The 20,685-nt window shown below is 71.2% G+C and carries 20 protein-coding genes and 1 riboswitch; of the genes, 5 read left to right on the plus strand and 15 right to left on the minus strand.

Going from position 1 to position 20,685, the window contains the following annotated elements; genetic code table 11:
- Window positions 1–126: 126 nt before the first annotated feature.
- From panC to DP939_RS41660, 3 genes are all read right to left on the minus strand, one after another.
- The gene (gene panC / locus DP939_RS41650; RefSeq protein ID WP_113986372.1) at window positions 127–975 is read right to left on the minus strand and encodes a pantoate--beta-alanine ligase; all 849 of its coding nucleotides are present in this window, start codon (window positions 973–975) and stop codon (window positions 127–129) included.
- On the minus strand, window positions 966–1,856 hold the full coding sequence (locus DP939_RS41655; protein WP_113986373.1) for a Rossmann-like and DUF2520 domain-containing protein: 891 nt from the start codon (window positions 1,854–1,856) through the stop codon (window positions 966–968). The genes panC and DP939_RS41655 overlap by 10 nt, the downstream gene beginning before the upstream one ends.
- A 2,020-nt stretch (window positions 1,857–3,876) precedes the next feature.
- Window positions 3,877–4,134 carry a chaplin gene (locus DP939_RS41660; RefSeq protein ID WP_225878855.1) on the minus strand — a complete coding sequence of 86 codons (258 nt, stop codon included), beginning with the start codon at window positions 4,132–4,134 and terminating at the stop codon, window positions 3,877–3,879.
- A gap of 263 nt (window positions 4,135–4,397) precedes the next feature.
- Here DP939_RS41660 and DP939_RS41665 point away from each other — a divergent pair, with 263 nt between their 5' ends.
- The 3 genes from DP939_RS41665 to DP939_RS41675 all read left to right on the plus strand — a co-directional run bounded on the left by DP939_RS41665 (window position 4,398) and on the right by DP939_RS41675 (window position 7,076).
- Entirely contained in the window at window positions 4,398–5,369 is a 972-nt protein-coding gene (locus tag DP939_RS41665; protein WP_113986375.1) for an SAM-dependent methyltransferase, read from the plus strand.
- A gap of 58 nt (window positions 5,370–5,427) precedes the next feature.
- Window positions 5,428–5,910, plus strand: coding sequence for a cation:proton antiporter regulatory subunit (locus tag DP939_RS41670; protein ID WP_113986376.1), 483 nt, complete (start codon window positions 5,428–5,430; stop codon window positions 5,908–5,910).
- A gap of 62 nt (window positions 5,911–5,972) precedes the next feature.
- Window positions 5,973–7,076: a cation:proton antiporter gene (locus DP939_RS41675; protein WP_404828633.1), complete on the plus strand. Its 1,104-nt coding sequence runs from the start codon at window positions 5,973–5,975 to the stop codon at window positions 7,074–7,076.
- 15 nt (window positions 7,077–7,091) lie between these two features.
- Here DP939_RS41675 and DP939_RS41680 read toward each other — a convergent pair whose 3' ends face one another.
- Entirely contained in the window at window positions 7,092–7,850 is a 759-nt protein-coding gene (locus tag DP939_RS41680) for a TerC family protein (RefSeq protein WP_113986378.1), read from the minus strand.
- A gap of 140 nt (window positions 7,851–7,990) precedes the next feature.
- Window positions 7,991–8,106, plus strand: a riboswitch (SAM riboswitch).
- Between the two features lie 85 nt (window positions 8,107–8,191).
- On the opposite strand from DP939_RS41680, the gene DP939_RS41685 reads away from it, so the two are divergent.
- Together DP939_RS41685 and DP939_RS41690 are read left to right on the plus strand one after the other, a co-directional pair.
- On the plus strand, window positions 8,192–9,478 hold the full coding sequence (locus DP939_RS41685) for an aminotransferase class V-fold PLP-dependent enzyme (RefSeq protein WP_404828634.1): 1,287 nt from the start codon (window positions 8,192–8,194) through the stop codon (window positions 9,476–9,478).
- A gap of 17 nt (window positions 9,479–9,495) precedes the next feature.
- The gene (locus DP939_RS41690) at window positions 9,496–10,653 is read left to right on the plus strand and encodes an NADH-quinone oxidoreductase subunit D (RefSeq protein WP_225878856.1); all 1,158 of its coding nucleotides are present in this window, start codon (window positions 9,496–9,498) and stop codon (window positions 10,651–10,653) included.
- A 13-nt stretch (window positions 10,654–10,666) separates the two neighbouring features.
- On the opposite strand, the gene DP939_RS41695 is transcribed toward DP939_RS41690, so the two are convergent.
- The 11 genes from DP939_RS41695 to dacB all read right to left on the minus strand — a co-directional run bounded on the left by DP939_RS41695 (window position 10,667) and on the right by dacB (window position 20,675).
- Complete coding sequence (locus DP939_RS41695) at window positions 10,667–11,131, minus strand: DUF3180 domain-containing protein (protein ID WP_113986380.1); 465 nt, start codon at window positions 11,129–11,131, stop codon at window positions 10,667–10,669.
- Window positions 11,132–11,156: 25 nt separating this feature from the next.
- On the minus strand, window positions 11,157–11,657 hold the full coding sequence (gene folK, locus DP939_RS47330; RefSeq protein WP_199565754.1) for a 2-amino-4-hydroxy-6-hydroxymethyldihydropteridine diphosphokinase: 501 nt from the start codon (window positions 11,655–11,657) through the stop codon (window positions 11,157–11,159).
- A complete protein-coding gene (gene folB / locus DP939_RS47335) occupies window positions 11,654–12,025 on the minus strand; it encodes a dihydroneopterin aldolase (protein ID WP_199565755.1) in 372 nt (123 codons plus the stop codon). The genes folK and folB overlap by 4 nt, the downstream gene beginning before the upstream one ends.
- Window positions 12,022–12,462: a nuclear transport factor 2 family protein gene (locus DP939_RS41705; protein ID WP_113986382.1), complete on the minus strand. Its 441-nt coding sequence runs from the start codon at window positions 12,460–12,462 to the stop codon at window positions 12,022–12,024. The genes folB and DP939_RS41705 overlap by 4 nt, the downstream gene beginning before the upstream one ends.
- Window positions 12,459–13,313: a dihydropteroate synthase gene (gene folP / locus DP939_RS41710; RefSeq protein ID WP_225878857.1), complete on the minus strand. Its 855-nt coding sequence runs from the start codon at window positions 13,311–13,313 to the stop codon at window positions 12,459–12,461. The genes DP939_RS41705 and folP overlap by 4 nt, the downstream gene beginning before the upstream one ends.
- Before the next feature lie 205 nt (window positions 13,314–13,518).
- Window positions 13,519–14,115, minus strand: a complete 597-nt coding sequence (folE, locus tag DP939_RS41715) for a GTP cyclohydrolase I FolE (RefSeq protein WP_113986383.1) — start codon at window positions 14,113–14,115, stop codon at window positions 13,519–13,521.
- A gap of 2 nt (window positions 14,116–14,117) precedes the next feature.
- Complete coding sequence (gene ftsH / locus DP939_RS41720; protein ID WP_113986384.1) at window positions 14,118–16,094, minus strand: ATP-dependent zinc metalloprotease FtsH; 1,977 nt, start codon at window positions 16,092–16,094, stop codon at window positions 14,118–14,120.
- Window positions 16,095–16,410: 316 nt separating this feature from the next.
- Window positions 16,411–16,992, minus strand: a complete 582-nt coding sequence (gene hpt / locus DP939_RS41725; protein ID WP_113986385.1) for a hypoxanthine phosphoribosyltransferase — start codon at window positions 16,990–16,992, stop codon at window positions 16,411–16,413.
- Between the two features lie 46 nt (window positions 16,993–17,038).
- Window positions 17,039–18,040: a tRNA lysidine(34) synthetase TilS gene (gene tilS, locus DP939_RS41730; protein WP_113986386.1), complete on the minus strand. Its 1,002-nt coding sequence runs from the start codon at window positions 18,038–18,040 to the stop codon at window positions 17,039–17,041.
- Between the two features lie 6 nt (window positions 18,041–18,046).
- Window positions 18,047–19,213 carry a zinc-dependent metalloprotease gene (locus DP939_RS41735; protein WP_199565756.1) on the minus strand — a complete coding sequence of 389 codons (1,167 nt, stop codon included), beginning with the start codon at window positions 19,211–19,213 and terminating at the stop codon, window positions 18,047–18,049.
- Between the two features lie 55 nt (window positions 19,214–19,268).
- Window positions 19,269–20,675 carry a D-alanyl-D-alanine carboxypeptidase/D-alanyl-D-alanine endopeptidase gene (gene dacB / locus DP939_RS41740; RefSeq protein WP_113986387.1) on the minus strand — a complete coding sequence of 469 codons (1,407 nt, stop codon included), beginning with the start codon at window positions 20,673–20,675 and terminating at the stop codon, window positions 19,269–19,271.
- Window positions 20,676–20,685: the final 10 nt, after the last annotated feature.

Genomic DNA, 20,685 nt, shown 5'->3' on the forward strand with positions numbered 1-20,685 from the left:
ACGTCGGCGTGCGCGCCGGCCTACAGGCTACTTTCCCGCTTCGGCCGGCGCGCCCCAGGATGCCGTCAGGGCTCAGGATGCCGTCAGGGCTCAGGATGCCGTCAGGGCTCAGGATGCCGTCAGGGCTCAGGATGCGGTCAGGGTGATGTTGTCGATCAGACGGGTCGTGCCGACCCGGGCGGCGACCGCGAGCACCGCCTCGCCCTGGTGGTCGCCGGGCACCTCGGTGAAGGTCAGCGGATCGACCAGGGCCAGATAGTCCAGCTTGAGCGGGGGCTCTGCGCGGGCGGCGGCGTCCAATACCTCACCGGCGGCCCGCTTGATGGCGTCCGGGCCGTGTTGGGCGGCGCCCGCGCGCAGGGCGCGGGAGAGCGCGAGGGCGGTACGGCGGTCGGCCTCGGACAGGTAGCGGTTGCGGCTGGACAGGGCCAGGCCGTCCGGCTCGCGCACGGTCTCGCCGCCGATGATCTCGATCGGCAGGTCCAGGTCGAGCACCATCCTGCGGATGATCGCCAGTTGCTGGGCGTCCTTGCGGCCGAACACCGCGACGTCCGGGCGTACCAGGTTGAACAGTTTGTTCACCACGGTGAGCACGCCGTCGAAGTGGCCGGGGCGGAACGTCCCCTCGACGATCGCGCCCATCGGCCCGGCCGAGACGGAGACCTGGCGGTCGGGGCGGTACATCGCCTCGGGGGACGGGGCGAAGACGACGTTCACCCCCTCGGCGGCGCATGCGTCCAGGTCCGCCTGGAAGGTGCGGGGATAGCGGGAGAAATCCTCGTCCGGGGCGAACTGCAGGGGGTTGACGAAGATACTGACCACGACGTGGTCGGCGTACTGCCTGGCCAGCCTGATCAGCGACCGGTGCCCCTCGTGCAGCGCGCCCATGGTCGGGACCAGCGCCAGCCGTCCGCCGCCCAGCTCGCCGCGCGCGATGTCCAGCTCCGCGCGGTCGCCCGCGACGATCACGTCCATATGTTGCCTCCCAGCGCGTCCAGCAGGCGCTCGGCCGCCTCTGGTTTGAGCAGTCCCGCCGCGAGCGCCCGGTCGGCGGTCAGCCGGGCCAGCGCGATGTAGGCGTCGGCCGCCTCGGGGGCGGCCAGGATCAGCGCGTCCACGTGCTTGCGTACCGTACCGGCGTCGCCGCGCACCACCGGGCCGGTGAGGCCCGCGATGCCGAGCCGCAGCACGTTGTCCAGGGCCGCGCCGAGCAGCGGGCCGAGCATCCGGCCGGGGTGTTCCACGCCGATCCGGCCGAGCAGCTCCTGTGACTCGGCGATCAGCGTGACCATGTGGTTGGCGGCCCCGGCGAGCGCCGCGTGGTAGAGCGCGCGGTCGGCGTCGTCGATCCAGACCGGCTCGCCGCTCATCTCGATGACCAGCGCCTCGGCCACCGGGCGCAGCGTCGGCGGCGCGGTCACGCCGAACGAGCAGCCGACCAGGCGGCGCTGGTCGTCGTCGCGGCCGGTGAAGGTCATCACCGGGTGCAGCGCCAGCGGCAGCGCGCCGGCCTGCGCGGCGGGCTCCAGCACGCTGAGGCCGTAGGCGCCGCTGGTGTGCGCGAGCAGCTTGCCGCGCAGATCGACGCCGGTCGCGGCGAGCCCGGACACCAGTCCGGGCAGTATGTCGTCCGGTACGGTCAGCAGCACCAGCTCGGAGGCGCGTACGACCTCGTCCGGAGTGACGGGCGAGACGCCCAGCCGCTCCGCGGCCCTGCGCTGTGAGGCGTCGGAGACCCCGCTCGCCGCCACCACGCGGTGGCCTGCCGTCACCAAGGCTGCACCGAGCACCGAACCGACCCGTCCGGCGCCGAGAACCCCGACGGCCAGTCGTGCCGGACGATCCCCTGCGTCCATTTCGTCCCGTCCCGTTGAGAATGCCGGACGCCTGCGAGTCCGGACGCCTGCTCCGCTGCCCCAGGTCCAGGGTAACGAAAGGAACGGGATGGACCTCGATCGGCACACGACTCGGGTTTTTACCGAAACCTGAGATACCGATAAATCGGAAAGGGAAGGCGAAGTGGGACAAAGCCCTTGAGTTGGGCGCCCCAGAGATGAGGAGGAGGGTTACCGATCGACTCATCGAAACGACGGGCGCCGAGCCCCGCGAAGGGGCCCGGCGCTCGCCTCTGAGCCCATCTGGAGGACGGACTCCCGAAGTTCCGGGTCGCATGGTTGCGATCCATGTGGACGGGCCGCCTGCGCGGCGTCCCGTCGTACCGGGGGCATGGCCTGACGGCCCCGTGGATGGGGACCACGGCCCGCTGCCCCTCGTGTCGTACTGAGGCACCAGAGTGCCTGTACTGAAGAGCAACCGGCCCCGGGACAGCGGCTCTTGCCGAGCCTGAACTTCCCGGACGACAGCCGGCGAGCACCGGACCCCACCGAAGCGGTGATCCACGTGCCCCAGGCCGCCGGGTGACGACGGCCCAGGTAGTGCCCGGACCGCCCATACGGCGGCCCGCGTGGTGAACCGGACCACCTCAGCGGTGATCCCCTCCCGCTCCCGGACGGTGTCCGGCGGGCAGGAGACCTGCCGAAACGGCAGGTTGTGAGCGACAGACCGCCTGCGGCGACGGTCCGCGTTGACTCGGACCATCCCGGCGGCGATCCGCCGCACCCCGGGCCGCCACTGACGACGGCCCAGGCATTGCCGGACCACCCAGCGGGTGATCCGAGACCACGAACCGCCGATGACGGCGGCCCGGGTAAGACCAGAACCACCCCAGGCGGCGGCCCTTGGCAGGCCGAACCCACCTGAGTGGTGATCCGCTGTGCGCCCGGGCCGCCCATCATGACGGCCCAGGTGGAACCGGACCACCGCGAACAGTGGCCCACAGGCACGAACCATCCGTGACGGCGGTCCGTACCCACGAACCGCCCTGGGCAACGACCCACACGGGCCGCACCACCCAGACGGCGATCCGCCTTCTACCGGGCCCGCCTGTCACGGCGAGCCCAGGTAGAACCGGAACCACCCAGGCGGCGGCCTCTGACAGGCCGTATCCACCCGAACGGTGATCCGTCGTGCCGCCCGGGCCGCCGATGACGGCGGCCCAGGTAGAACCAGAACCACTCCGGGCAACGGCCCGTACCGGGCCGAACCACCCCGGACAGTGATCCGCTCTGCGCCGGACCGTCCGGGTGGACGGTCCGTGTGGAACCTGATCGCTCGGCAGGCGATCCGTTGGTACGGCCACCCCGACGGCGACCGGCGAGCCCAATGACCACGACACGGTGACCCGTGTGCGCGAACCACCGGCACGATGTCCCGTGGCTCGGGATCATCAGCAGGACGATCCGCGAACTCGGGCCACGCGTATGGCGGTCCATGGGCAGCCGGACCACCGGCTTGGTGGACCGTGGGTACGGATCGCGCTTGCGGCGATCCGCGGTCCCGGCCGGCCACGTGTGTGGCGGCCGGTCGTTCTGGACCTCCCGCCACGTCTGTGGCGGCCGGTCATCTTGGACCACCGTCAGGCGTCCCGCGATGGGGATCTGCCGTCGATGGCGGTCCATGGGTCGGACCCGCTTTTCGCACGAGACTGCACACGAACGGGTCGCGATACGGGCCGTTCTACCGGGGCCGCCCGTGGTCGGGCCGGCTCCGGCGAGGCGACCCGTGGTCCGGGCACCCCTTTTAGGAGGCGGGTTGGTGCATCCTGCCGCACAGGTCAGGACGCGAGGGCACTCGCGAGACGGCGAGTCCGTATCGGATCCGCGGCGTAAGCGCGGATCTCACCGACCCGCATGGGATGCGGGTCCTTGACGAGGGGCCCGCGACGAGGCTGGGCCCGCTGGGCACCCCGGCACGAGGCGCGAGGTGCGCGCGACCGGCCATCCGCCGACTGACCAGCCGCCTTGGTCACCGGAAGGGTCAGTTGTTGACCTTGGCCCCGTTGACGCACTTGCCCTGGGTGGGGTTGAGCACCGGAACCGCGATGACGTTGACCTGGTTGCCGCACAGGTTGATCGGCGCGGTGATCGGCACCTTGAGCTGGTTGCCGCCGAGGATGGACCCGTTGCCGCTGGTGCGGTCGCCGTTGTCGATGGTCGCGTGGGCGGGCGAAGCCATGAACACCACACCCGCGATGCCAGCGGCGATACCCGCCTGCATGAGGACTTTCTTGAGCACTCTGGCTCCCCTTTGTCTAGATTCGTTGCTTTCCGTCTCGCGTGGCGCCTTCGCCAGACAGACCAGTCGATGCAGGGTGGCCGGACCGCGCCCGATGGGGGACCGGGCCGGGACGGCTTTCGCCCCTCGACTGCAGAGCAAGGTTAGCGCAAAGCGACGACAGCGGGTAGCAAATGCGTCACTCAGCGTGTCACGTTAGTGCCATGATCTTCCAGCCAGCGCATGAATACCCCGCCACCAGCGGGGATATAACGTCAGCAGACGTGTGGACCACCTGGCGAGCCGCGATGGAGCGGGCGCTCTACGGCAGGGATGGTTTCTACCTGCGCGAGCGCCCTTCCCGGCATTTCCGGACATCGGTGAGCGCCTCTCCGGCCTTCGCCGAAGCCGTCCTGCGCGTCCTGACCGACCTCGACGTACGGCTGGGCCACCCGCCCACCCTGGACCTGGTCGACATCGGCGCCGGCGAGGGCACCCTGGCCGCCCAGATCCTCGCGCTGACACACGAACCACCTGGCCACGCCCTGGCCCCACGCCTGCGGGTGACCGGCGTGGACCTCGCCCCCCGTCCCCCCGGCCTGCCCGCCGAGATCGCCTGGCGCGATTCCTGCCCCGAGTCCGTGACCGGCCTGATCATCTGCAACGAATGGCTCGACAACGTGCCGCTCGACGTGGCAGAGGGCACCCCGCAGGGCCCGCGCATCGTGCTGGTGAATCCCGCCACCGGCGAGGAACGCCTCGGCCCGCCCCCCGAGCCCGCCGACCTCGCCTGGCTGGAACGCTGGTGGCCGCTGTCCCCCGGCCGCCGCGCGGAGATCGGCCGGACCAGGGACGAGGCGTGGGCGTCCGTGCTGCGCAGACTGACGCGGGGCCGGGCCGTCGCCGTGGACTATGCACACCCTGTGGACAACCGCCCGCCCTGCGGGACGCTCTGTGGATATCGCGACGGCACCGTGGTGCCGCCGATCCCCGACGGCTCCTGCGACATCACCGCCCACGTCGCCCTCGACTCGTGCGCCGCGGCGGCCCCCGCCGGACGTACCGCGACCCACCTCACCACCCAGCGCGAAGCGCTGCGCGCGCTCGGCCTCACCGGCACCCGCCCGCCGATCGAACTGGCCCACACCGCCCCCCGCGAATACCTGCGCGCCCTGGCGAGGGCGGGCGAGGAGGCCGAACTGATCGACCCGGCCGGTCTGGGGGGATTTGGATGGCTATGCCATGACATCGGATGATTTACTCGCGATAGTGTGAACGGCGGTACGAGCCATGACGGGATGGAAAGGCCAACCGGTGGAGATCGAGCAGACCGCCCTGCCAGGAATCGGGTTGAAACACGAGTTCACCACCCGATCCGGACGCCGGGTGGGCGTGGTCAGTCACCGCACCGGGCGGCGCGACCTGATCATCTACGACAAGGACGATCCCGACCAAGCCTGCGAAGCGGTCAAACTCAACGACGAGGAGGCCGACGCGCTCGTCGAACTCCTCGGCGCCCCACGCATCGTGCAACGCCTCAACGACCTGCACCGCCAGGTCGAAGGGCTGGTCAGCCTGCAGTACCCCATCCTCGCGGACACGCCGTACGCGGGACGGCCCATGGGTGACGCGCGCGTACGCACCCGCACCGGGGCCTCCATCGTCGCGATAGTGCGCGGCGGCCGGGTCATCGCCAGCCCGACCCCGGACTTCGTGATGGCGGCCGATGACGTCGTGGTGGTGGTGGGCAGCCCGGACAGCACGGCGGCCGTCGCCGAGATCCTGGCCAACGGATAGGTCCGCTTTTGCACACTGCCATACTGTTTCTTGAACTCGGTGGCGTAATTCTCGGTCTCGGCGTGCTCGGCGCTCTCGCGCTGCGAGCCGGGATCTCCCCCATCCCCCTCTACCTGGTGGCCGGTCTCGCGTTCGGCCACGGCGGTCTCCTTCCGCTGGCGACCAGCGAGGAGTTCATCTCGGTCGGCGCCGAACTCGGCGTCATCCTGCTGCTGCTCACCCTCGGCCTGGAGTACAACGCCGACGAACTCGTCAGCAGCCTGCGCGGCAACGCCCGCGGCGGAATCGTCGACCTCGTGCTCAACGCCGCCCCGGGCGCCGCGGCGGCGCTGCTGCTCGGCTGGGGCCCGGTCGCCGCCGTCGCCATGGCGGGCGTCACGTACGCGACCTCCTCCGGCATCACCGCCAAGGTGCTCTCCGACCTCGGCTGGATCGGTAACCGGGAGACGCCCGTCGTCCTGTCGCTGCTCGTGTTCGAAGACCTCACCATGGCCCTCTACCTGCCGATCCTCACCGCCATCCTGGCCGGTGTGAGCCTGATCGGCGGGGCCGTCACCGTGGCCATCGCGCTGGCCACGGTCAGCGTCGTCCTGCTGGTGGCGCTCAAGTACGGCAAGGTGATCGAGTGGTTCGTGGCCAGCCCGAACTCCGAGGTCCTGCTGCTCAAGGTCTTCGGCCTGACGCTGCTGGTGGCGGGCATCGCCCAACAGCTCCAGGTCTCGGCGGCGGTGGGCGCGTTCCTCGTTGGCATCGCCCTGTCCGGCGAACTCGCCGAGGACGCCCGCGCCCTGCTCACCCCCATCCGCGACCTGTTCGCCGCGGTCTTCTTCGTCTTCTTCGGCATGCAGACCGACCCCGGCGCGATCCCCCCGGTGGCGGGCCTCGCCGCCGCCCTCGCCGTGGTCAGCCTGATCACCAAGCTGCTGACCGGCGCGTACGCCGCCCGCCGCGCGGGCATCGCCAAGGCCGGCCAGGCCCGCGCCGGCATCGCGATGATCCCCCGCGGCGAGTTCAACATCGTCATCGCCGGCCTCGCCGTCAGCGCGGGCGCCCACCCCGACCTCGGCCCGCTCTCCGCCACCTACGTCCTGATCCTGGCCGCCTTCGGCCCCCTCGCCGCCCGCCTCATCCAGCCCCTCATCACCGCCATCGCCAAACGCGCCTGACCGGCGAGGCGGAGGTCATTCCTCCTTGTCGCCGGTGTAGCGGTCGTGGAGTTCGACGGGGGTGCGGCGGCCGGACTTGGCGCGGACGCGGATGTTGAGGAGTTCGACGGCCAGGGAGAAGGCCATCGCGAAGTAGATGTAGCCCTTCTCGATGTGCTGGCCGAGGCCCTCGGCGACGAGTACCACGCCGATCAGGATCAGGAAGGCCAGGGCGAGCATCTTGATGCTGGGGTGGGCGTCCACGAAGCGGGAGATGGGGCCGGACGCGACCAGCATCACGATCACCGCGACCACCACGGCGGCGACCATCACGCCGAGCTGGTCCACCATGCCGACCGCGGTGATGACCGAGTCGAGGGAGAAGACGATGTCGAGCACCATGATCTGAAGGATCACGGCGGTGAACGAGGGGGCGACCTTGCCGCCCGCGTGGCCGGACTTGCCCTCCAAGCTCTCGCCGATCTCGAAGGTGCTCTTGGCCAGCAGGAAGAGGCCGCCGAGGAGAAGAATCAGGTCGCGGCCGGATATCTCGTTGCCGAAGACCTCGAACAGCGGCGCGGTCAGGCGTACCACCCAGGACAGCGCGAACAGCAACGCCAGGCGGCTGATCAGGGCGGCGGCGATGCCGAGGACGCGGGCCCGGTCGCGCTGTTCGGGGGGTAGCTTCCCGGCCAGGATCGAAATGAAGATGATGTTGTCGATGCCCAGCACGATCTCCAGGCTGACCAGGGTCAGGAACCCGATCCAGATGCCCGGGTCGGTCACCCAGTCCATCGCTCCTCCAGCGCTCTCGTTCGCAAGTTCGCTGGCCGCAACGCGCGGGTGAGGGCGAAAGTTCGGGATCGTGATGAATTCACGGCGAGCCGTTACCTGGTTGCGATCATGGCGGGGTGGTCGGTTATAGTTCCCCCGTAGGTCATGAGTGCCAGCGCTAAGCCCCGGCTAGCTGGCCGGCAACCCTCGCGTCCGCGGCGGGGTGCCCCGGGTGAGGACCTGGTCCGGCGCGCGGTGCGCCGGGCAAGCGCGGGCTCCGTCGCCGTCCATGTCAGGGCAGGGGTCCGACGACCCTGAGGAGGCATGGCGTGTCCGTGACCACGACGACCACCACCACCAGCCTGAGCATCTTGTCGCAGCGGCACCGTTCCGGTTCGGTCCAGCAGGCCGCCGCCCCCGGCGAGCGTCCGCTGCCCGAAGTGCTCGGCGCCGACCTCGAAGTGCCGGTGAAGGGCGGCAGGCTGGTGTCGTACGCGAACCTCGACTACGCGGCGAGCGCCCCCTGTCTGGCCCCGGTGAACGACGCCGTGGCCGCCGCGCTGCCCGCCTACTCCAGCGTCCACCGCGGCGCGGGCTACGCCTCGCAGCTCACCACCGCGCGCTACGAGCAGGCCAGGCAGACCGTGCGCGGGTTCGTGGGGGCGCGGCCGGGCGACGCCGTGGTGTTCACCAGGAACACCACCGACGCCACCAACCTGCTGTCCCGCTGCCTGCCGGCGGGCACGACCGTGGTGGTGTTCGACTCCGAGCACCACGCGTCGCTGCTGCCCTGGCCGCAGGCCGTACGACTGGCGCCGCCCGCGTTCCCCGGCGCGGCCGTACGCGCCGCCGACGAGGCGCTGGCCGCGATCGAGGGGCCGAAGCTGCTGGTCGTCACCGCCGCCTCCAACGTCACCGGCGAACTGTGGCCGATCGCGGCGCTGGCGCACATCGCGCACCGGCACGGGGCGCGCATCCTGGTGGACGCCGCGCAGCTCGTACCGCACCGGCGGCTCAACCTCACCGCGCTCGACCTCGACTACGTGGCCTTCTCCGGCCACAAGCTGTACGCGCCGTTCGGCGCGGGCGCGCTGGTGGGCCGCCCGGACTGGCTCACCGACGCCGACCCCTACCTGCGCGGCGGCGGCGCGACCCGCGCGGTCACCGCCGAGTCGGCCGAGTGGAGCGACGACGCCGAGCAGCGGCACGAGGCCGGCACCCCCAACGTGCTGGGCGCCATCGCGCTCGCCGCCGCCTGCGACGCGCTGACCGCCACCGGCTGGCTGCCGCTGGTCCGCGAGGAGGAGCGGCTGCTGGCCCGGCTGCGCGCCGCCCTGGCGGGCATCGAGGGGGTACGCGAGCTGTCGCTGTGGGGGCCGGACCACCCGCGGGTCGGCATCGTGTCGTTCGTGGTGGACGGCTGGACGCCGCGCGAGGTGGCCGAGGCGCTGTCGGCGGAGTACGGCATCGGCGTACGCGACGGGAAGTTCTGCGCGCACCCGCTGGTCACGCACCTGCTCGACGGTGTGCCCGGCGGCTGCGCCGACGGCACGGCGGCCGCGGTACGCGCCTCCATCGGCCTCGGCACGACCACCGAGCACGTGGACCGGCTGGCCGCCGCCCTGCGAGACCTTGCCTCGCGCCGCTGACGTGGCAGCATGAGAGCATGCATGAAGCCATGACCGAACGCATGGTCGGGATCGGCGCGGGAGCCAAGGAGCTCGCCACCGAGGACATGATCCTCAACATCGGCCCGCAGCACCCGTCCACGCACGGAGTGCTGCGGCTGCGGCTGATGCTCGACGGCGAGCGGATCGGCTCGGCCGAGCCGATCATCGGCTACATGCACCGCGGCGCCGAGAAGCTGTTCGAGGTACGCGACTACCGGCAGATCATCATGCTGGCCAACCGGCACGACTGGCTGTCGGCGTTCGCCAACGAGCTGGGCGTGGTCCTGGCCGCCGAGCGGATGCTGGGCATGGAGGTGCCGGTCCGGGCGGTGTGGGCGCGCACCCTGCTGGCCGAGCTGAACCGCGCCCTCAACCACCTGATGTTCCTCGGCTCCTACCCGCTGGAGCTGGGCGCGATCACGCCGATGTTCTACGCGTTCCGCGAGCGCGAGCTGATCCAGGCGGTGCTGGAGGAGATCTCCGGCGGGCGGATGCACTACATGTTCAACCGCGTCGGCGGCCTGAAGGAGGACCTTCCCGCCGGGTGGCTGGGCCGGGCCGGGCAGGCCGTCGCCCAGGTGCGCAGCCGGCTGCCCGACATCGAGGGGCTGCTGCTCGGCAATGACATCTTCCTGGCCCGCACCCGTGGCGTGGGGGTGCTCGACCGGCAGACGATCATGCAGTACGGCGTGAGCGGCCCGATCGCCCGCGCCTCCGGGGTCGATTTCGACCTGCGCCGCGACGAGCCGTACCTGGCGTACGGCGAGCTGCCGGTGAAGGTCGCCACCCGTACGGCCGGCGACTGCCACGCACGCTTCGAGGTGCTGTTCGAGCAGCTCAAGGTGTCGCTCGACCTGGCCGACGCGTGCCTGGCCCGGCTCGCCGAGCTGCCGCCCGGCCCGATCAACCAGCGGCTGCCCAAGGTGCTGAAGGTCCCCGAGGGCCACACCTACGCCTGGACCGAGAGCCCGCTCGGCATCAACGGCTACTACCTGGTCTCGCGCGGCGAGAAGACCCCGTGGCGGCTCAAGCTGCGCTCGGCGTCCTACAGCAACGTGCAGGTGCTGCGCGAGATCCTGCCCGGCCACCTGGTGGCGGACATGGTGGCGATCCTGGGCTCGATGTTCTTCGTGGTGGGCGACATCGACAGGTGACGGCCGGAGGGTGTCAGTGCGGCTGCTCGCCTGGTTCGTCCTGTTCGTCCTTGGGGATGCGGCAGCAGTACTCCAGGAACAGCGCGGCGCAGACCAGTGCCACGCAGGCCAGCAGTGAGCCGCCGGTGACGTAGAAGTCGCGCAGCGGGACGGCGCGTTCGAGCATCTGCGCGACGTGCAGGACGAACCCGGCGAAGACGCCGCCGAACACCGCCCCGGCGTACGCGGACGCCTTGGCCAGCGCGGCCAGCCGGGCCACGGCCAGCGGCTCCACGGGCTTGGTGCCGGGCCTGCGCCTGATGCGGTTGCGGGTGCCGACGCCGCTGATCAGCTCGCCGACCGCGAGCAGCAGCACGGTCGGGATCGCGGTCCAGGGGACGGTGGGCAGCATCGAGTAGGAGCGCTGCAGCAGCGCCCAGGTCACCAGCCCGATGACGACGAAGATGCCGACGAGCGGCAACGGCCTGGTGGGCTTCACCGCCGCCCCTCCCGGTCTGGAACGGTCACATCGGCACCTGGAGGGTGCGGTCGGTGCGGCGGCGGACGCCCTGGTCGGCGAGCGTGCCGGCGAGCGCCGCGACCGGCCCGTGGCCGGGGAGCACCCCCGCGGGGTCGGCGGCGGCCCAGGGCACCAGCACGAAGGCCCGCTCGTGCGCCCGCGGATGGGGCAGGATCAGCTCGGGGTCGTCGCTGACGTGGTCGCCCGCCACGATCAGGTCGATGTCGAGGGTGCGCGGCCCCCAGCGCTCGGTGCGGCGGCGGCCGAAGGAGTCTTCGACGCTCTGCGCCCGCTCCAGCACCGCGCGCGGCGGCAGCGTGGTCTCGGCGACCACCACGGCGTTGAGGTAGGGGCCCTGGTCGGGGCCGCCCACCGGGTCGGTCTCGTACACCGGCGAGACCGCCACGAACGTCAGCCCCGGCGCGTCGAACAGCGCGTCGAGCGCGCCCTGGAGGGTGTCGAAGCGGCGGCCGAGGTTGCTGCCCAGCGAGAAGACGACCTTCACGACCGCCTCCTGGTGATCGTGACGACCACGTCGCCGAACGGCACCGGCACCGGGGCGGCCGGTTTGTGCACGCTGATCCGGGCCGCCTCCACCAGCGGGGAGATCGCCAGGCACACGTCGGCCAGGCGCTGCGCCAGCGTCTCGATCAGCGCCACCGGCTCGCCCTCCACGACCTTGGCCAGGCGCACGGCCAGCTCGCCGTAGTCGGCGGTCTTGGCCAGGTCGTCGCCCGCCGCCGCCGGGGCGGTGTCCAGGAACAGCGTGGCGTCCACCACGAACTCCTGCCCGAGCTCCCGCTCCGGCGCGAGGACGCCGTGGAACCCTCTGGCCCGCAGCCCGCTCAGCGTGATGGTGTCGGTCGAGGTCACCCCGGTTCCTCCTGGTCGTCATCGTCGTCGCCGTGCAGCACCGGGGAGCCGTGGTGCATCCACAGCCGCCAGCCCTCGGACGTCTTGACGAACGTGTTGCTGGCCACCACCTTGCCCGCCGCGAAGCTGGAATCACCTTCGTCGCCCGCCGTCAGGATGTTCTCGGCGCAGGTGAGCACCGCCACATCGCCGAAGACCGCGACGTTGACGTCGGTCAGCACGAACTGGATGTAGGGCGTGTTGGCCATGATCAGCGCCCAGGACCGCAGCACCTCGCCGCGCCCGCTCAGCATCGGCCAGCCGGGGTGGACGCAGCTCACCCGCAGGTCTTCGGTGTCATGGGCCCAGATGTCGGTCATCCGGTCGAGGTCGGCCTCCTCGATGGCGGAGTAGAACTCCTGGTTGGCCGTCTCGACGGCCGCCGTGTCGACGCTCATCTGCCCCCTCCACGGGTCCACGCCGCGGCCACGCGGACGGCGTCGGCATTGGCCGCGACCTGGTGCACGCGCACGCACCACGCGCCGTCGCGGGCGGCCAGCGCGGTCACCGCGGCCGTCGCGTCGTCGCTGCGGCCGAACGGGCGCGGCGTGCCGTCGGAACCGGCCAGCAGGCGGCCGAGGAACCGTTTTCGCGAGGCCCCGATGAGCAGCGGGTGACCCAGCTCGGCGAGGTCGCCGAGGGCGGCCATCAGGGCCCAGTTGTGCTCGGAGCGCTTGGCGAAGCCGAGCCCGGGGTCGATCACGATCTGCTCTTCGGCCACGCCGTCGGCCAGGATCAGGCCGATCCGCTTGGCCAGCTCCTCACGGACCTCGGTCACCACGTCGGTGTAGACGGCACGGGTGTCCATGTCGTGACTGTGCCCACGCCAGTGCATCACGACGTACGGGACACCGGTGTCGGCCACCACGCGGGCCATCTCGGGGTCGGCCAGGCCGCCGCTGACGTCGTTGACCAGGCCGGCCCCGACCGCGACGGCGGCCCGCGCGACCTCGGCGCGCATGGTGTCGACGCTGACCGGGACGCCGTCGGCGGCCAGGGCCCGGATCACCGGCACCACCCTGGCCAGCTCCTCCTCCAGGGAGACCCGGACGGCCCCTGGACGGGTGGACTCACCGCCGACGTCGACGATGTCGGCTCCCTGGCGCACCAGCTCGTGCCCGTGCCGGATCGCGGCGCCCTCGTCGAACCACTGCCCGCCGTCGGAGAACGAGTCGGGCGTGACATTGACCACGCCCATGACCAGGCACCGCTCCTCGACGGGCATTCCGGGGACGCTCCTTGTGGTCATGCGGTCAAGCCTAGGTCGTCGCCGCCCCCTGCCGACGCCGTGGGTCCACCTTGTGGATAACGAATCATCCCATGTGGACAACGGAACGCCACGCCTTGGTAACGGAACGCCACGAAAGGATATCGGATCACGGCCACCGGATCACAGCCTCCTGCCGCCGACCGGCCCGCGAAGGCCGGTCGGCGTGTGAACCCGCGGTGCCCGGTCAGCGGCCCAGGATGAGCGACATGGCCTCGGCGCGGGTCTTGTCGCTGTCGCGGAAGCTGCCGCGCACCGCCGAGGTGATCGTCTTGGCGCCCGGCTTGCGTACGCCGCGCATGGTCATGCACAGGTGCTCGCACTCGACCACGACGATGACCCCGCGCGGCTCCAGCACCGACATCAGCGCGTCGGCGATCTGCGAGGTCATCCGCTCCTGCACCTGCGGCCTGCGGGCGTAGACGTCGATCAGCCTGGCCAGCTTGGACAGGCCGGTGATCTGCCCCTTGGCGTTGGGGATGTAGCCGACGTGCGCCACCCCGTGGAAGGGCACCAGGTGGTGCTCACAGGTGGAGTAGACCTCGATGTCGCGGACCAGCACCATCTCGTCGTGGTCGGCGTCGAAGACCGTGGTCAGCACGTCTTCGGGGCGCTGCCCCAGCCCGGCGAACTGCTCCGCGTAGGCGCGGGCCACGCGGGCCGGGGTGTCGCGCAGGCCGTCTCGGTCCGGGTCTTCGCCGATCGCGATCAGGATCTCGCGTACGGCGCCCTCGATCCGGGCCGAGTCGACCTTCAGTGGCTCTTCGCGGTAGGCGTCACCCACGCTCAGGCCCCGTCTCGCGGGATCGCGTCCTTGGGCTCGACGCCCGCGCCCGCGGGGAGCGCGCCGTTGCCGTGCAGCTCCTTGCGGGTCAGCACCGGCGGCCGGTCGGACGGCAGGCGCTTGCCGTAGCCCGCGTAGGACGGGCGGTGCTCCTTGACGACCACCGGAGCGAAGATGCCGAGGACCTGGTCGCGGGACAAGGTCTCCTTCTCCATCAGCTCCAGCACCAGGTTGTCGAGCACGTCGCGGTACTCGACCAGGATGTCCCACGCCTGGTCGTGCGCCGTCTCGATCATCCGGCGGACCTCTTCGTCGATCGTCGAGGCGATCTTCTCGGAGTAGTCGCGCTCGTGGCCCATCTCGCGGCCCAGGAACACCTCGGCGTTGCCGGTGCCGAACTTGCGGGCGCCGAGCTGCTCGCTCATGCCGTACTCGGTGACCATGCGCCTGGCCACCGCGGTGGCCTTCTCGATGTCGTTGGACGCGCCCGTGGTGGGCTCGTGGAAGACGAGCTCCTCGGCCGCGCGCCCGCCGAGCAGCATGGCGAGCTGATCCATCATCTCCGAGCGAGTGGCGAGGAACTTGTCCTCCATCGGCAGCGTCATCGTGTAGCCGAGCGCCCGCCCGCGGGACAGGATCGTGATCTTGTGCACGGGGTCGGAGTTGGGCAGCGCGTGCGCCACCAGTGCGTGACCGCCTTCGTGGTAGGCGATCATCTTCTTTTCCTTGTCCGACATGACGCGGGTCTTGCGCTCCGGACCGGCCATCACGCGGTCGATGGACTCCTCAAGGAGGTCCATCGTGATGAGCTTCTGGTCGGCGCGGGCGGTGAGCAGCGCGGCCTCGTTGATCACGTTGGCCAGGTCGGCGCCGGTGAAGCCCGGCGTGCGGCGGGCGATCACGTCGAGGTCGACGCCTTCGGCGAACGGCTTGCCGCGGCCGTGCACCCGCAGGATGCCCTTGCGGCCCTCAAGGTCGGGCCGGTCGACGGTGACCTGGCGGTCGAAGCGGCCGGGCCGCAGCAGCGCCGGGTCCAGGATGTCGGGCCGGTTGGTCGCGGCGATCAGGATCACGCCGCCCTTGACGTCGAAGCCGTCCATCTCGACCAGGAGCTGGTTGAGGGTCTGCTCGCGCTCGTCGTGGCCGCCGCCCAGACCGGCACCGCGGTGCCGGCCCACGGCGTCGATCTCGTCGATGAAGATGATCGCCGGGGCGTTGGCCTTGGCCTGCTCGAACAGGTCGCGGACCCGGGAGGCGCCGACGCCGACGAACATCTCGACGAAGTCGGAACCGGAGATCGAGTAGAAGGGGACCCCCGCCTCACCGGCCACGGCCCTGGCCAGCAGGGTCTTGCCGGTGCCGGGCGGGCCGTACAGCAGCACGCCCTTGGGAATCTTGGCGCCGATCGCCTGGAACTTGGCCGGGGCCTGCAGGAACTCCTTGATCTCCTGGAGCTCCTCGATGGCCTCGTCGGCCCCCGCGACGTCGGCGAAGGTGGTCTTGGGGGTGTCCTTGGTGATGAGCTTGGCCTTGGACTTCCCGAAGTTCATCACCCGGGTGCCGCCGCCCTGCATCTGGTTCATGATGAACAGGAAGATCAGCACGATGATGATCAACGGCAGCAGGCTCACCAGCAGGCTGAGCAGGAAGTTCTCGCCGGGCACCTCGACGTTGTAGCCGTTCTGCAGCTTGCCGGCCTTCTCCGCCTGCTTCAGCTGGTTGGCGAACTGGACTCCCTGGCCGGCCACCCACGACGAGTAGTAGCGCTTGCCGTTGGCCAGGGTGACCTCGATGCGCTGGTCCTTGTCGATGATCTTGGCTTGCTTGACCTGGCCATCGTCGATGTAGGTCTCGATCTTCGAGGTGTCGGCGCGCTCGAAATTGCCGTCGCTGTTCCACATGGTCGTGACGAGCAGGAGCAGCACGACAATGCCCAGGATCCACAGGAGTGGCCCACGTGTAAATCGCTTGAGATCCATCCGATGCGGAACCCCGACGGGCCCGTCCCTTCCTGACCATGTCCTGGCACCCCGGCAAGGCTCACCGGGGTCGCGGCATCCCTAACCGCTCCAACTGACTACCCGCCGGCGACTGCGGATCACCCTCGGGCAGTCAGAAGGTACACCGGAGCGCCGGGCAGGGTCACTGTCCAGGCGGCACCGTCTGCCCTACCAACGTACGTCAGGCATTGCAGTGTTCCCGGCGGGTGTGACGAATGTCAGGCCGTGCGGGCCTCCGCTTCGCCCAGAGCGTATTCGCGGCCGCTTCACATCGGGTTCGGATCGGGGATTTCGGCTAGGGCTTTTCCGCCGCGCTTTCCGTCCCGCCGCCGTAGACGTGCGGCGCCAGAGTTCCGATGAAGGGGAGGTTCCTGTATCGCTCGGCGTAGTCGAGACCGTAGCCGATCACGAACTCGTTGGGTATGTCGAATCCCACGTATTTCACGTCGATCGGCACCTTGACGGCGTCCGGCTTGCGCACGGCGGCGCAGATCTCCACCGAGGCGGGATTGCGCGAGCGCATGTTGTGGGCCAGCCAGGAGAGCGTCAGGCCCGAGTCGATGATGTCCTCCACCAGCAGGACGTGCCGGCCGGCGATGTCGGTGTCGAGGTCCTTCAGCACCCTGACCACTCCGGAGGACCGGGTGCCCGCCCCGTAGGAGGAGACGGCCATCCAGTCCATCTCCACGGGGATCCGCAGCGCCCTGGCGAGGTCGGCCATGATCATGACCGCGCCCTTCAGAACTCCGACGATCAGCAGGTCCTTGCCCGCGTAGTCCGCGTCGATCTTCCCGGCGATTTCCTTGATCTTGGCCTGGAGCTCGTCCTCGGAGATGAGGACCCTCTCCAGGTCCCTGCCCATGTCGGCTGCGTCCACCTGGGGTGTTCCTTCGCGTCGCGGTATGGCGGCTCTGCGGCCCGGATCAACCGGGCTTTCTGGCGAGTATCAGGGTGCCATACCGGCGAACGGCGGCCACGCCCCCGGGGAGGTCGATGCCGCGCTGGCCGCGCCAGCCGGTCAGGAGCCGGTCCACCGCGAGGATGTGCGCCGCCGACACCGACCCGGCGGGCGATCCGGCCGCCACGGCGGCGCGTCTGAGCACTCTGCGGCGTACCGCGCCGGGCAGCCCGGCCACTTCTCCCACATCCAGCGCGATATCGCTACGAGCGAAATCCCCCTGGGCGGCGGCACGGGCCGACTCGAAAGCGGATCCGGCCCAGGCGTCGAGGGCGTCGGCGTCCTCGCGGCACTGACGCGCCGTACGGGCCAGGGCCTCGGCCACGCCCGGCCCCAGCTCGGCCTCCAGGACCGGCAGCACCCGCTCGCGTACGCGCACCCGGGTGAACCGGGGGTCGGCGTTGTGCGGGTCGTCCCAGGGGTCGAGCCCGAGGGCGGCGCAGGCCGCGCGGGTGGTGGCCCGCGACACTTCCAGCAGCGGACGCCGGTACAGGCCGGACTCGGCGGACATCCCCGACAGCGAACGCGTGCCACTGCCCCGCGCGAGCCCCAGGAGCACCGTCTCGGCCTGGTCGTCGCGGGTGTGCCCCAGAAGGACCGCGGCGGCCCCCAGGCGCTCTGCGGCCCCTTCCAGGGCCGCGTAGCGGGCGTCTCTGGCCGCCGCCTCGGGCCCGCCGGCGCGGCCGACCTCCACCCGCACCGCCTCCGCCGGATCCAGGCCGAGCCGGGACGCCAGGCGCACCACTGTGGCGGCCTGGTCCGCCGAGCCCTCCTGGAGCCCGTGATCGACGGTCACCAGGCCGGCCTTGAGCCCCGCGCGCGGGGCCTCGAACCCGGCCGCGGCGGCCAGCGCCAGCGAGTCGGCGCCGCCGCTGGCGGCGACCAGCGTCAGCGAACCGGGCGGGAGCCCGGCCAACGCGGTCCGCACCGCCCGGCGGACGTCCGCCACGGCGGGATGCGGCCCCATCGGCGGCTACCCCTCCCGCGGGGGGCCGTCGCCGTCGCCGTCCACGGGCCCGGGAGCGGTCTCCGCGGAGCCGTTCGGGGAGCCGTTGAGGTGCGGGGTCTCCAGGGCCGGGGCGGTGACCACGCGGGCGATCCAGCGGTCGGGGTCGGCGATCTCGGCCTGGGTGGGCAGCGTCGAAGGGCTGCCCCAGACCTTGTTGAAGCCGTCCATCCCGGCCCGCTCGACCACCGTGCGCACGAACGCCGAACCCTCGGCGTACTGCTTCATCTTCAGGTCGATGCCGAGCAGCCTGCGGACCGTGCGATCGACCCGCGAGCCGCCCTCCCTGCGCTCCTGGAACCTCGTGCGGATCTCGGACACCGACGGCACCACCGAGGGCCCCACCGCGTCCATCACGTAGTCGCCGTGCCCCTCCACCAGGGTCATCACGGCCGTCAGTCGCTCAAGGATCTTCTTCTGCTCGGGCGTCTGGATCGCGTCGATCAGGTTGCCCTCGCCGCCGCGCACCGCGTCGGCGACCGCGTCGGCCGCCGTGCGCAGCCGTTCGAGCAGGGTGGGCAGGTCGAGGTCGGAGGCCAGCAGGAACTCCGTCATCTGCGACCGGACGTACTCGCGCAGCCAGGGCACCCCGGTGAACTGCACCCGGTGGGTCTCCTCGTGCAGGCACACCCACAGCCGGAAGTCGCCGGGATCGACGCCCAGCTCGCGCTCGGCGTTGACGATGTTGGGGGCGACCAGCGTGAGCCGCCCGGTCGGGGCCTTGCCCGACGGGTCGGGCGGCAGGAACAGCTCGTACTGGCCGAGCACCCGGGAGGCCAGGAAGGCCAGCACCGCGCCCACCTCGACGCCGGTGATGCGCGAGCCGACCGCGGCGACGATCGCCGGGGGCTGGGTCCGGCCCTCGCCCGACATCCGCCGGGTCAGCGGTTCGAGGACGACGCGGAAGCCTTCGACGTTGGCCTTGATCCAGCCAGGGCGGTCGACGATGGTCGCGGCCTGCGGGGCCGCGCCTCCGTCGATCCGGGTGAACTCGCGCACGTGGCGCTCGGCCTCACGGGAGAGCCTGCGCAGGTCGGAAACGGCCTGTCGCGCCTCCTCGCGGGTCACCTGCGGGCCAGGGCGCACCAGGCGCGTTCCGGTGGAGACGGCGAGGTCCCAGTCGATCACCTGCATACCGTCCACCGTACGTGCTCGTGCCGTCCGCCGCGCGTATGGGGCGAGAGGTCCGTCAGCAGCCGCATCGGGACACGATCGCGGCGAGCCGGTCGAGCGCCGCCTCCGCCTGGCCCCACCCGGACCGCACGTCATCGGCCATGAAGGCGAACGCGATGAGCCTGCCGTCGATCGTGGTGGCCAGCCCTGCCAGGGTGTTGACGCCGTTGAGGGTGCCGGTCTTGGCCCGCACCAGACCCGCGCCCGGCCTGCTCTCCCTGGTGCCGAACCGGTCGTCCAGCGTGCCCGAGAACGCGGCGATCGGCATGCCGCTCGCCACGGCGTGCAGCCGCGGGTTGGCCGGGGAGGCCGCCGCGGTCAGCAGCCTGGCCAGGCCGGCGGGACTGATCCGGTTCTTCGTGGAGAGGCCGCTGCCGTCGTGGACCTCCACGCCCTTGCCGGCGTTCAGGCGTGCGAGCACCGCGCGTACGGCCTGCGCCGCGCCCGCGAACGACGCGGGCCGCCCCTCCTTGATCGCCACATGCCGGGCCAGGGCCTCGGACAGGTCGTTGTCGCTCATCGTGAGGGCCCGCTCGACCAGCGCGTACATCGGCGCGGACTCCACCCTGGCCAGCTCGTCCGCCTGCCGCCCGGCCCTGACCCGCTTGACGGACGCCGAGGCGGTCACGCCGTACTTGGCCAGCAGCTTCGCGAAGGCCGTCGCCGCAGCCCGCGGCGGGTCGGCGACCCGGGCCCGTAGGTCGGGGCCGCGCCGTCCCTCGTCGATGGCGAGCGCGGTGACCGGCGCGACGTTGCCCTCGGGCACGTAGCCGGGCTTCCAGCCGGGCCCGAGCCGCGGCCCGGTGAACAGCGAGTCGTCGTACCCGAGCGTGACCTTGTCCACGCCCTTCGCCTGGAGCGCCTGGGCGGTGCGCTGGGCGAGCTGCGCCAGCGACGCCTGTTTCGGATAGGCCGGATGCCGGGGCGCCTTGGGCCCGAGCAGGGTCGGGTCACCGCCCCCCACCAGCACGATCGACCCCTTCGCCGAGCCGGTCACGACCCGCGTCGCCAGCTTGGCCTCCGGCCCCAGCGAGGCCAGCGTCGCCACCGAAGTGACGATCTTGGTGGTGGACGCCGGGGTGATGCCGGTGTCGGAGCCGGAGCCGTAGAGCACGGCCCCTGTGGCGGTGTCCATCACCGACGCGCCCACGCTGTCGCCGAGCGCGGGGTCACCCAGGGCGTCGGCGAGCCTGGCCGCCAAAGTACCCTTGGCGGGGAGAGGACCGTTCCCGCCCGCGGCCAGCACCGGACCCGCGGTGACCACGGGAACGGGCGGAGGCTCGGCCGGCGGGGCCGGACGTGGCGGACCGGTCAGCGCGCTCAGGTTGACGTCGTTGGTGATCACATGGACGCCGGCGGCGATCACGAAAGCCTGGAGCAGGCCGAGGGTGACCACGACCGTCCACCGATCACGCCGCTCCACGCCGCAGGCC

This window comes from Spongiactinospora rosea, from assembly GCF_003315795.1.
GTDB lineage: Bacteria > Actinomycetota > Actinomycetes > Streptosporangiales > Streptosporangiaceae > Spongiactinospora > Spongiactinospora rosea.